At 34.5% G+C, this 13,231-nt stretch carries 5 protein-coding genes and 1 pseudogene; 4 read left to right on the forward strand and 2 right to left on the reverse strand.

Translation table 11 applies throughout. The features are described 5' to 3' along the window. The 3 genes and pseudogenes from rpoB to QZZ53_RS14650 form a co-directional block, all read left to right on the forward strand. A pseudogene (gene rpoB, locus QZZ53_RS14640) lies at window positions 1-1,443 on the forward strand (DNA-directed RNA polymerase subunit beta); the annotation flags it as partial. 69 nt (window positions 1,444-1,512) lie between these two features. Then, a complete protein-coding gene (gene rpoC, locus QZZ53_RS14645; protein WP_296386038.1) occupies window positions 1,513-5,814 on the forward strand; it encodes a DNA-directed RNA polymerase subunit beta' in 4,302 nt (1,433 codons plus the stop codon). A 161-nt stretch (window positions 5,815-5,975) separates the two neighbouring features. Then, window positions 5,976-6,293: a DUF3467 domain-containing protein gene (locus QZZ53_RS14650; protein WP_296386040.1), complete on the forward strand. Its 318-nt coding sequence runs from the start codon at window positions 5,976-5,978 to the stop codon at window positions 6,291-6,293. Window positions 6,294-6,560: 267 nt separating this feature from the next. Here QZZ53_RS14650 and QZZ53_RS14655 read toward each other — a convergent pair whose 3' ends face one another. Together QZZ53_RS14655 and QZZ53_RS14660 are read right to left on the reverse strand one after the other, a co-directional pair. Further along, window positions 6,561-6,791 (reverse strand): (4Fe-4S)-binding protein, encoded by a 231-nt coding sequence (locus QZZ53_RS14655; RefSeq protein ID WP_296386041.1) that lies wholly within the window; start codon window positions 6,789-6,791, stop codon window positions 6,561-6,563. Between the two features lie 141 nt (window positions 6,792-6,932). Further along, the gene (locus QZZ53_RS14660) at window positions 6,933-8,522 is read right to left on the reverse strand and encodes a peptide chain release factor 3 (protein WP_296386043.1); all 1,590 of its coding nucleotides are present in this window, start codon (window positions 8,520-8,522) and stop codon (window positions 6,933-6,935) included. A gap of 421 nt (window positions 8,523-8,943) precedes the next feature. Here QZZ53_RS14660 and QZZ53_RS14665 point away from each other — a divergent pair. After that, window positions 8,944-13,231 (forward strand): hypothetical protein (locus QZZ53_RS14665; RefSeq protein ID WP_296386044.1); only part of this gene is annotated, 4,288 nt, incomplete at its 3' end.

The raw sequence follows: 13,231 nt of genomic DNA on the forward strand, positions 1-13,231 counted from the left end.
GATGTATTTACATCTATTCATATTGATGAGTATTCATTAGAAGTTAGAGATACTAAATTAGGTAATGAAGAGTTAACTAATGATATTCCTAACGTTTCAGAAGAAGCTACTAAAGATTTAGATGAAAATGGAATGATTCGCATTGGTGCGGAAATCAAACCAGGAGATATCTTAATTGGTAAGATTACACCAAAAGGAGAATCTGATCCTACACCAGAAGAAAAACTTTTAAGAGCAATCTTTGGTGATAAGGCAGGTGATGTAAAAGATGCATCTTTAAAAGCATCTCCATCACTTAATGGTGTTGTAATAGAAAAGAAATTATTTGCTAGAGCAGTAAAAGATAAACGCAAGAGAGCACAAGATAAAGAAGATATTGAGGCATTAGAAAATGCTTACGACAATAGATTCGATGATCTTAAAAATGTTCTTGTTGAAAAATTATTCAACATTGTTAATGGTAAAACTGCTCAAGGTATTTATAATGATTTAGGAGAGGAAATTATTCCTAAAGGTAAAAAATATACCTTAAAAATGTTAAATGCTGTAGATGATTATACACATTTAACTTCAGGAAAATGGACAACTGACAATCATACTAATGAACTTGTTGCAGATTTAATCCATAACTATAAAATCAAAGAAAATGATCTTCAAGGATCATTAAGACGTGAGAAGTTTACGATTTCTGTCGGTGATGAGTTACCAGCAGGTATCATTAAATTAGCTAAGGTTTATATCGCGAAGAAGCGTAAGCTTAAAGTTGGTGATAAAATGGCAGGACGTCACGGTAACAAAGGTATTGTTGCACGTATAGTTCGTCAAGAAGATATGCCTTTCTTAGAAGATGGAACTCCAGTAGATATTGTATTAAATCCACTTGGTGTACCTTCTCGTATGAATATTGGTCAGATTTATGAAACCGTTTTAGGTTGGGCTGGTCAAGATTTAGGAAGAACATATGCAACACCAATTTTTGATGGTGCTACTTTAGATCAAATTAATGGATATACAGATGAAGCTGGTATTCCAAGATTTGGACACACATATCTATATGATGGTGGTACAGGTGATCGTTTTGATCAAGCAGCTACAGTTGGTGTGATCTATATGATTAAACTTGGTCACATGATTGATGATAAGATGCACGCACGTTCTATAGGACCATACTCATTAATTACACAACAACCATTAGGTGGTAAAGCACAATTTGGTGGACAGCGTTTTGGTGAAATGGAAGTTTGGGCACTTGAAGCATATGGTGCTTCTAGTACTTTACGTGAAATCTTAACTGTAAAATCAGACGATGTTATTGGTAGAGCAAAAACTTACGAAGCAATCGTTAAGGGTGAGCCAATGCCAGAACCAGGACTACCAGAATCGTTCAACGTACTTATGCACGAATTGAAAGGTTTAGGATTAGATATTAGATTAGAAGAATAAATTTAGGTTGGCAAGTAACAGTTTTAGTAATGCTAAAACTGTTACTGCAAACTGAATACTTTAAAGAACATGGCAAGAAGACAAGATAAGAATACAATTCAGAGATTTAATAAAATCTCTATCGGTTTAGCATCACCTGAGTCTGTTTTAGCAGAATCTCGTGGCGAAGTATTAAAGCCAGAAACTATTAATTATCGAACACACAAACCAGAACGTGATGGTTTGTTCTGTGAGCGTATTTTTGGTCCTGTTAAGGATTTTGAATGTGCTTGTGGTAAATATAAAAGAATACGTTACAAGGGTATTGTATGTGACCGTTGTGGTGTAGAAGTAACAGAAAAGAAAGTGCGTAGAGATAGAGTAGGACACATCAATTTAGTTGTGCCTGTTGCTCATATCTGGTATTTCCGTTCTTTACCAAACAAAATAGGTTACCTTCTTGGATTACCATCTAAGAAATTAGATATGATTATCTATTACGAGCGTTACGTAGTTATCCAACCTGGTATAGCTATGAATGCTGAAGGTGAACCAATTCAAAAAATGGATTTCCTTACTGAAGAAGAGTATCTTAATATTTTAGATGCAATTCCTCAAGAGAATCAATATTTAGATGATACAGACCCTAACAAATTCATCGCTAAGATGGGTGCTGAGTGTCTTATTGATTTATTAGCAAGAATTGATTTAGATCAGTTATCTTATGATTTAAGACATAAAGCTAATAACGAAACATCTAAACAACGTAAAACAGAAGCTTTAAAGCGTTTACAGGTTGTTGAAGCGTTTAGAGATTCAAACTTAAACAGAGAAAACAGACCTGAGTGGATGATTATGAAGGCTGTTCCTGTAATTCCACCAGAATTAAGACCTTTAGTGCCTTTAGATGGTGGTCGTTTTGCAACTTCAGATTTAAATGATTTATACCGTCGTGTAATTATCCGTAACAACCGTCTTAAAAGATTAGTTGAGATAAAAGCACCAGAAGTGATTTTACGTAATGAGAAACGTATGTTACAAGAATCAGTAGATTCATTATTTGATAACACACGTAAATCATCTGCAGTAAAAACAGATTCTAACAGACCATTAAAATCATTATCAGATTCACTTAAAGGTAAGCAAGGACGTTTCCGTCAAAACTTACTTGGTAAGCGTGTTGATTATTCTGCACGTTCTGTAATTGTTGTTGGACCAGAATTAAAATTATTTGAATGTGGATTGCCAAAAGATATGGCAGCGGAGCTATACAAACCTTTTATCATCAGAAAGTTGATTGAAAGAGGCATCGTGAAAACTGTAAAATCTGCAAAGAAAATTATAGATAGAAAAGAGCCAGTAGTTTGGGATATCTTAGAGAATGTTTTAAAAGGACATCCAGTGCTTTTAAATCGAGCTCCTACGTTACACAGACTTGGTATTCAAGCATTTCAACCTAAGCTTATCGAAGGTAAAGCGATTCAATTACACCCATTAGTGTGTACTGCATTTAATGCCGATTTCGATGGTGACCAGATGGCTGTGCATTTACCATTAGGACCAGAAGCGATTTTAGAGTGTCAACTTTTAATGTTGGCATCACATAATATATTGAACCCAGCAAATGGGGCACCAGTTACTGTACCTTCTCAGGATATGGTACTTGGTTTATACTATATGACTAAGCTTAGAAAGTCGACTAAAGATGTACCTATTAAAGGTGAAGGTTTAACATTCTATTCTCCAGAAGAAGTAACAATTGCTTATAATGAGAAGCAAGTTGACTTAAATGCTGGTATTAAAGTAAGAACAATCGATTTTAACGAAGAAGGTGAACTTACTAAGCAAATTATAGAAACAACTGTTGGTCGTGTACTTTTCAACGAAAAAGTACCAGCAGCAGCAGGTTATATCAATGAGGTATTAACTAAGAAATCTTTGAGAGATATCATTCATGGTATTCTTAAGAAGACTAGTGTACCAGAAACGGCTGAATTCCTTGATGAGATTAAAACACAAGGATATAAGTTTGCATTCCAAGGTGGATTATCATTTAGTTTAGGTGATATTATTATTCCACAAGAGAAGCAAGGAATGATTGATGAAGCCAATACGAAGGTTGATGGTATAATGGGTAACTATAATATGGGACTTATTACAAACAACGAACGTTATAACCAAGTTATTGATATCTGGACATCTACGAATGCAGAATTGACTGAATTGTCAATGAAGCGTATTCGTGAGGATCAGCAAGGATTTAACTCAGTATTTATGATGCTAGATTCTGGTGCTCGTGGATCTAAAGAACAGATTCGTCAGTTAACAGGTATGCGTGGATTAATGGCTAAGCCTAAAAAATCTACGGCAGCTGGTGGAGAAATTATTGAAAATCCAATTCTTTCTAACTTTAAGGAAGGACTTTCAATTTTAGAATACTTTATCTCTACTCATGGTGCTCGTAAAGGTCTTGCAGATACGGCTCTTAAAACTGCCGATGCAGGTTACTTAACTCGTCGTTTAGTAGATGTTTCACAAGATGTAATTGTTTACCAAGAAGATTGTGGTACACTAAGAGGAATTGAAGTTTCTGCACTTAAGAAAAATGAAGAAGTCGTTGAAAACTTAGAAGCTAGAATAGTAGGTAGAACATCGCTTAATGATGTATATAACCCACTAACTGAAGAGTTATTAGTAGAAGCTGGAGGACATATTGATGACATTATTGCTAAGAAAATAGGAGATTCTCCAATTGATTCAATAGAAGTGCGTTCTCCATTAACATGTGAAGCCAAAAAAGGTATTTGTGTGAAGTGTTACGGTCGTAACCTTGCTACTGGTAAAATGGTACAAAGAGGTGAAGCTGTCGGTGTAGTTGCTGCTCAATCTATTGGAGAGCCAGGTACACAGTTAACATTACGTACATTCCACGTAGGTGGTATTGCAAGTAACATTTCTGAAGAGAATAAATTAACTGTTAAGTTTGATGGTATTGCTGAGATCGAAGATCTTAAAACAGTAAAATCTAAAGATAACGATGGAAAAGAAGTAGATGTTGTTATATCTAGAACTTCAGAATTAAAATTAGTAGATGCTAAAACAGGAATTGTATTAAGTACTAATAATATTACTTATGGTTCTTATATCTATGTGAAACCTGGAAGTAAAGTGAAGAAAGGAGATGTTATTTCTCAATGGGATCCATATAATGGTGTAATTATTTCAGAATTTGCTGGTAAAGTGAAGTATGAAAACATTGAACAAGGTATAACATATCAAGTTGAAATTGATGAACAAACTGGTTTCCAAGAGAAAGTAATTTCAGAATCTAGAAACAAGAAGTTGATTCCAACATTATTGATTGAAGATAAGAAAGGTGAAACTATACGTTCATACAATTTACCTGTTGGAGCTCACATTATGATTGATGATGGTGAAAAGATTGATATAGGTAAGATTTTAGTTAAGATACCTCGTAAATCAGCTAAAGCTGGTGATATTACTGGTGGTCTTCCTCGTGTAACAGAATTGTTCGAAGCACGTAATCCTTCTAATCCTGCTGTAGTAAGTGCGATTGATGGTGTTGTATCATTTGGTAAAATTAAGCGTGGTAATCGTGAGATTATCATCGAATCTAAATTAGGTGAGGTTAAGAAGTACTTAGTTAAATTATCTAATCAAATTCTTGTTCAAGAAAATGATTACGTTAAAGCTGGTATGCCTTTATCTGATGGTTCTATTACACCAAACGATATCCTTAATATTAAAGGGCCTTCTGCAGTACAACAATATTTAGTGAACGAAGTACAAGAAGTATATCGTTTACAAGGTGTGAAGATTAATGATAAGCACTTCGAAGTTGTTGTAAGACAGATGATGCGTAAAGTTAGAATTATTGACTCTGGTGATACTATTTTCTTAGAAAACCAATTAGTTCATAAATCAGATTTCATTGAAGAAAATGATAAGATGTTCGGAATGAAAGTTGTTGAAGAGGCTGGTGATTCTGAGAATTTAAAATCTGGTCAGATTGTATCTGTTAGAGATTTAAGAGATGAAAACTCTAGCTTACGTAGAGAAGATAAAAATCTTGTAACTGCAAGAGACGTAAGTCCTGCGACTGCAACTCCAATCTTGCAAGGTATTACAAGAGCTTCATTACAAACTAAGTCGTTTATATCTGCGGCATCGTTCCAAGAAACAACTAAAGTTCTTAACGAAGCAGCTGTAAATGGTAAGGTAGATACACTTGAAGGACTTAAAGAAAATGTAATTGTTGGTCATAGAATACCAGCAGGTACAGGTGTGAGAGAATACGAACACATCATCGTTGGTTCTAAAGAAGAGTTTAATGAAATGATGAAAGCTAAAGAAGAAATGAACTTTAATTAATTCAAGTTTTCTTAAGTTAATAGAATAAAGATAAAAGCCTTCAAGTTATTAACGAGAAGGCTTTTATTATTTAAAATGCCCTGTAAGGTTTTTAAACCTAGCAGGTCTGTAAGTATAATAGACAAGACTTCCATTTTCATGGAAGCATAAACAAGTTTAAGATGGCAGACGAAAAAAACAACCCTAAAAAAGGGCAAATTAACATTGAGTTAGACGAGAAAGTAGCAGAAGGTATATATTCTAACTTGGCAATTATAAATCATTCAGTATCTGAGTTTGTAGTTGACTTTGTTAGTATTATGCCTGGAACTCCAAAAAGCAAAGTGAAGTCTCGTATTATATTAACACCACAACATGCAAAGCGATTATTAAAGGCATTGGGTGATAACGTAACCCGATTCGAAAAAGCACATGGTGAAATTAAGGATTACGAGCAACCTCCAATTCCTTTGAATTTCGGACCAACAGGTCAGGCCTAAAATTTTAATTAAAATTATCAGTTGATTGCATATAGAGGTTCTCGAAATATCTAATTACGAGTAACCTTCAATTCCTCTGAATTTCGGACCAACAGGACAAGCTTAAAGAGTTATATAGAACTATTACCTTCCTTGGAAAGGGTTAGGAATGGGTTTCAATGTATATTATATTTAAGACCTTAAACTATAAAATAACTAGTCAAGACTAAAAACTAAAAACCTTTGAATTTTAATTCAAAGGTTTTTTTTAAGCGGTTCAAACTTTAGTTAGGCAACATCTTTTTGGTTAAAATGATATTGTAAAGCTCCTGATGGACATTTATTAATTTGATTAATAACTGCATCAGTTTGTGCTCCTTCTAAATCAATCCAAGGAATCACAGAATTTCTAAATACTTCTGAAAGTTGTCTGGCACAAATGCCTGCATTTGCACAACAGCGAGGTTCGTAGGTAACAGTAATCTCTTCGTTACTGAAAACGTTTGCGTTAATATCCATAATAAGTAGATTAGTTTGGGGTTAATCTTAGTCTGAATGTATAGATTGCAATTCAGTTGCAACTAAAATATCGATAAAAAACTTAAAACATCGTTTAAATGTTGTTTTTTTAGTCGCTTTTCGATGAAATGCACACTTGTTTTATTCAAATTCTGAAGTCATATGGAAGATAATACTTGGATATTTTTGTTGAGTCATTTGTAATGAAAACATAGAATCTGCTAAAAACACCAGCTGATTTTGCTTATCTCTAGCTAAAAAACGCTGTTTTACTCTTAAGAACTCTTTAAATTCGTCGCTCTTTTCATTGTCAGTTTGTACCCAACATGCTTTGTGTACGTTCAAGTTTTCATAAGTACATTTTGCACCATACTCATGTTCAAGTCTGTATTGTATAACCTCATACTGAAGTGCTCCAACAGTACCAATAACCTTTCGACCATTAAGATCTAATGTAAATAATTGAGCAACTCCTTCGTCCATCAACTGGTCAATACCTTTATATAATTGTTTCGCCTTCATTGGGTCAGCATTATTGATATATCTAAAGTGTTCTGGTGAAAAGCTTGGCACACCTTTATAGTTCAAAATTTCACCTTCAGTAAGTGTATCTCCGATTTTAAAACTTCCGGTATCTTGTAAACCTACAATATCACCAGGATATGAGATGTCTACAATTTCTTTCTTTTCAGCAAAGAAAGCATTAGGACTAGAAAATTTCAATTTTTTATTATGTCTAACATGCAAGTATGGTGCGTTTCTTTTAAACTCACCAGAAACGATTTTCACAAAAGCCAATCTGTTTCTATGGTTAGGATCCATATTGGCATGAATTTTAAACACAAAACCTGTGAACTTCTCTTCATCTGGTTGTACCAAACGTTCTTCACTACGTTTTGGTCTTGGTTTAGGTGCGATTTCAACAAAGCAATCTAAAAGTTCTCTAACACCAAAATTATTTAAAGCAGAACCAAAAAACACAGGTTGTTGTTCTCCATTTAAATAATCATCTTTATTAAACTGAGGATATATACCTTCAACCAATTCTATTTCTTCTCTTAATGTACTTGCTGCAGTTTCACCAATAAGTTTATCTAATTCTTGTGAAGATAAATCTGAAATTTCAATCGTCTCTTCAATATCTTTTCTGCTATCCCCAGAAAACAAATTTATATTCTTTTCCCAAATATTATAGATCCCTTTAAAGTCGTAACCCATTCCTATTGGGAAACTTAAAGGCACAACCTTTAAACCCAATTTTTGTTCAATTTCATCCAAAAGATCAAAAGCATCTTTACCTTCTCTATCCATTTTGTTAATGAATACAATCATAGGTATGTTTCGCATGCGACAAACTTCAACTAATTTTTCAGTCTGCTCTTCAACACCTTTTGCGACATCAATAACTACAATAACACTATCTACTGCAGTTAAAGTTCTAAATGTATCTTCAGCAAAATCCTTGTGACCAGGTGTATCTAAAATATTAATTTTAATTCCATTATACTCAAAAGCTAAAACAGAAGTGGCAACAGAAATTCCACGCTGACGTTCAATTTCCATAAAATCACTTGTAGCACCTTTTTTTATCTTATTACTCTTTACAGCACCAGCTTCTTGTATGGCACCACCAAACAATAATAGTTTTTCGGTAAGTGTTGTTTTACCAGCATCTGGGTGAGATATAATACCAAAAGTACGTCGTCTGTTTATTTCTTTTAAAAAACTCATTAAGGATATTTATAAAGCGATTGCAAATATAATGAACTCATATTGACTTAATAGAATAGTAACATAGAAAACCAAGGTCAATTTAAATACGTAAGTGAAAAATGTATATTAATCTTTTTTGTATTTTTACATTAAGAAGATTTTAAGACTAGTTTTCTTACTGATTTTTTTGAAGTTGATTAATAGCAAATCTCTTCACTATAAAGTATTTAGTCCATTTTATTTTAAATTTTGAATGCTATATCAAGACATCCTAACATGTCTAATTTGTATTTAATCGATATAAATTATTTGTTTTTTTGAATATTCTTACAAAAAATTTTGGTATTTGCACTTTAACGAATATATTTGCATTTTATCGATAGGTGTGACTTGTCGCATAACTATATAAAATTGAATTATACATCAACTATATAATAATATGAAAATCTTTACTCGATTCTCGATTACCAAAATTACTCTTTCATTATTAATCCTTTTTTCATTTGCATGGCAAAATAGTATGTCTGCTCAATGTATAGCATCATATCCTTTTAATAATGATGATCAAATATGGGTGGCTGGTTATCATTGTACTATAGCAAGAACGACCAATGGTTTTTTTGCATGGGGAGATGCTATGAGTGCAACAGGAACTGAATTAGTAAGCCCTACTCAAATAGCTCCCGTAAATGGTTACAATTATTCGGGTACAGTTCTGTTGGTTACTATTGGTGATCAAATTTCGTCGTCAAATCCTCAAAATTTCCTACTTACTACTTTTGGTTTATATGTTTGGGGAAATGAAGGTCAAGTTATTGCGAACTCATTAACAACAAGCAGTAATTTCCAGTTAACTACTTTACCAGTTGGTGTATTGCCTGCTGATGTAAAATCGTTAAAAGCATCAAATGACATTTTAGGTATTTTAACAAATAGCGGTGATGTTTGGATTAGAGCATTGAATAGCGACGAGTTATATGGAGATGGAACAACAACAGGAACAGATGCTACATGGCATCAATCGACAATTTCAAATGTAGAAAGTATGAAAGTGTCCGACGATGCTGTTTTTGTATATACTACAACAGGTGACTTTTATACTTGGGGACAATCTATTAGATTAGGGAATGGTACTGGGAATACATCAAGTAGTTTACCAGTATTAATGACTTCTCCTTTTCCAGGTGCAATCCCTTCAATGATAAGCTTAACATCAGAAAATTCGCCTAGTTACTATGCGCTTCACCCAACCAATGGTTTTATTTATGCCATGGGTGAAAATCAAAACGGAAGACTTGGGATAGGAAGTACCACCGATCAAAGTAATTGGGTAATAGTACAGAATGCGGCAAATACTGGGAATTTAGAAAATGTAATATTCATTGATGCCGTTGATAATACCAATGGTCATAGTTCTGCAGGTGCAATAACTTCAAATGGAGCAGTATATTTCTGGGGTGATAATTCTTTCAATATGCTTAGCTCTGCAGCTGCGGCTAGTCAGACGTTACCTGTTGTTCCTGCGGGCTTTAATTTAGGTACAGATTTTGCAACTTATTTAGAAATGTCAGGTCATTATTCTTTGGTTCAAATTCAAGGAAATGCTACACCATGTTTTGTAGGGCATACTCTAGAAGGAAATTTAGGAGGCGGAGTATCGGATCCACCAGATATTACAATTTTAGATTGTGACGAAATACCAGATATAGGCTTTTGTGTGTCTCAACCTACTATAAATGCTGAAGATGATGACTTTAGTGGTTCGCCTTTTGATGCTACTGGTGGAACCACAGCAAGTGTTTTTGAAAACAACGGTAATGGAATAGATTTGGCTGATGGAGTAGCCGCTACAAATGCAAATATAGCTGACAATATTAGTATTAGTGATGATGGAGGATTAACAGGTATTACAATTAATACAGACGGAACTATAGATGTTCCAACAAATTTAACATCAGGAACTTATATAGTAGAATATACTATTTGCTTAGAAGAAGATAATACTATTTGTACTACAGCTAACGTGACAATTGAAATAATAGTCTGCGATATTTCTGCAATTACATCATCAAATGTTGATCCATGTAATGATAATAGTACACCAACAAATTTAACAGACGATACATTTACATCAGATATTACAATAACATTTACTGATGCACCAACAACAGGTACATTAGATTTAACAGGAGATGGTACTGCTTCAGTATCTGCAGTTGGTTTAACTTCACCACATACTTTTGTGGATGTTGTGTTACCTGCAGACGGAGGAGCCATAGATTTAACAGCAACATTCTCAGCAGATGGTGCTTGTACATTTAATAATACAAATGTATTAACCGCACCATTTGAGTGTAGTGATGATGCCTGTCCGGATGTAATTCCAGAAGAAAATCCTATACTAGCGCTAGTTTCTGGTGATGTAACTTTTGACATTACAGGAGCAGGAGGTGCTTCAGGTGCGATATTAAATTCAATATCTGTAGCAGGTGAGCCTAATCCGTTTACAGGTTTTTATATTCCGACGACTATAAATTATCAATTTAGTAATTCAGCAGGAGCAAATCAATATATTAGAGATATGCTAGCTGTCGGTTCTAATATCGATGATGGACCAGCTGTTTTTGATCCAGCATTATTATCAACATTTTCGGATCGAGATTTAACACATTACTTATCTACGGATAATGCGATTGTTAATACGGACTTTGTAGAAATGCAATACGATTCTCCTATAGCTTCAGCAGCTAATAGATATGTGGTACTTACAGAGAGAAACGGAAACAACCGTTTGGCTGTACAAGCACTAGATGCATCAGGTACTTTAATAGGGACACAAAGATTAGCTGAAACGTCACCAGGACTTAACACCTATTTTACAACAAATATTCCTACGGATTTCGGACAAGATGTTTTCGTTACAATATTCCCATTAACGAGTCTTGTAGCTTCAGGATTAGATATTCATGGATTAAGAATTACACAATTTGGTTCAACAAGTAATCCAGTCGGAAGTGATGGTGGTGATGGAAAAGCATTTATTTTATACGATCCAGCATTTTTAACACCTCCGCCAACGATAGAAGCAACTACGAGCGCTGTTCAACCAACCTGTCCATCTAACGAAGGATCTATAACAATAGATGCTACAGATAATGGAGGTGGTACAATAGAATACAGTTTAACTAGTCTAAGTGGTAGTAATGATCAAGGATGGCAAGCATCAAATGTGTTTAACAATTTACCACCAGATACGTATACACCAGTAGTAAGATACCAATCTACACCAACGTGTTTGGCTGTGTCAAATAACCCAATTGTATTAGTAGATGCAGGATTTAACATCTTAAGTATAACTTCTAGTGATGTTACTGCTTGTAATGATAATGGAACGCCAACAAATTTAACTGATGATACATTTACAGCTGACATTACTGTAACTTTTGATGCTTCACCAGGTGCTGGTACATTAGATTTAACTGGTGATGGAACTGTTTCAGTTTCAGCAGTAGGTTTAACGTCACCACATACTTTTGATAATGTAGTATTACCAGCAAACGGGAGTGCAATTTCATTAACTGCAACGTTCTCTGATGAAGTATCATGTACTTTAGCAAATACAAATGTACTAACCGCACCATTTGAATGTAGTGATGATGCGTGTCCGGATGTAATTCCTACGGGTAATCCTGTATTAGCACTAGTTTCTGGAGATGTAACTTTTGATATTACAGGAGCAGGAGGCACTTCAGGAGCAATTTTAAACTCAATATCAGTTGCTGGTGAGCCTAATCCGTTTACAGGCTTTTACATTCCAACAAGTGTAAATTATCAATATTCCAATCCTGCTGCTGCTAATCAATACATCAGAGATATGTCAGTTCCAGAAACTAATATCGATGATGGACCGGCTGTATTCGATCCTACATTATTAACGACATTTTCAGATAGAGATTTAACGCATTATTTATCGGGAGATAACGCTATTGTAAATACAGATTTTGTAGAAATACAATACGATGCACCAATGGCATCAGCAGCTAATAGATATGTGGTACTTACAGAGAGAAACGGAAACAACCGTTTGGCTGTACAAGCACTAGATGCGTCAGGTACTTTAATAGGAACACAAAGATTAGCTGAAACGTCACCAGGACTTAACACCTATTTTACAACAAATATTCCTACGGATTTCGGACAAGATGTTTTCGTTACAATATTCCCATTAACGAGTCTTGTAGCTTCAGGATTAGATATTCATGGATTAAGAATTACACAATTTGGTTCAACAAGTAATCCAGTCGGAAGTGATGGTGGTGATGGAAAAGCATTTATTTTATACGATCCAGCATTTTTAACACCTCCGCCAACGATAGAAGCAACTACGAGCGCTGTTCAACCAACCTGTCCATCTAACGAAGGATCTATAACAATAGATGCTACAGATAATGGAGGTGGTACAATAGAATACAGTTTAACTAGTCTAAGTGGTAGTAATGATCAAGGATGGCAAGCATCAAATGTGTTTAACAATTTACCACCAGATACGTATACACCAGTAGTAAGATACCAATCTACACCAACGTGTTTGGCTGTTTCAAATAATCCAATTGTATTGAATAGTATAGAATGTCCAAGTATCGAGACGGTTAAGACTGTCGCGATTACGAATGACGTTGCACCAGTAGGGGCAAGTCTAGGAGACACGATGACCTATACGATTACAG

It is taken from the genome of Winogradskyella sp. (genome assembly GCF_016744625.1).
Lineage (GTDB): Bacteria > Bacteroidota > Bacteroidia > Flavobacteriales > Flavobacteriaceae > Winogradskyella.